The sequence below is a fragment of the Burkholderia sp. IT-111MI5 genome (assembly GCF_949752865.1).
Taxonomy (GTDB): Bacteria; Pseudomonadota; Gammaproteobacteria; order Burkholderiales; family Burkholderiaceae; genus Burkholderia; species Burkholderia pyrrocinia_C.
The window spans coordinates 1-266 of record NZ_CATKIF010000062.1 but is presented as its reverse complement, the minus strand read 5'-3'; the positions used below and the strand labels follow the sequence as shown (position 1 = coordinate 266).

General features: G+C 71.4%; 1 protein-coding gene. It reads left to right on the top strand.

What is annotated here, in order from left to right; translation table 11 throughout:
• On the top strand, positions 1–266 hold a 266-nt coding region (locus tag ACM6JT_RS29370), incomplete at both ends, for an amidohydrolase family protein (protein WP_414857777.1).

Genomic DNA, 266 nt, shown 5'->3' with positions numbered 1-266 from the left:
GCGCCGCAATGGGTGCGCGTGGTCGGCGGCTTCACCGAGCACCAGTTCGCCGAGAAGCGCCTGCCGACGATCGACGAACTCAATGCGGCCGCGCCCGATACGCCGGTGTTCATCCTGCACCTGTACGACCGTGCGCTGCTGAACGCGGCCGCGCTGCGCGTGGTCGGCTACACGAAGGACACGCCCGAGCCGCCGGGCGGCACGATCCTGCGCGACGCCGCGGGCAACCCGACCGGGCTGCTGCTCGCGAACCCGAACGCGACGAT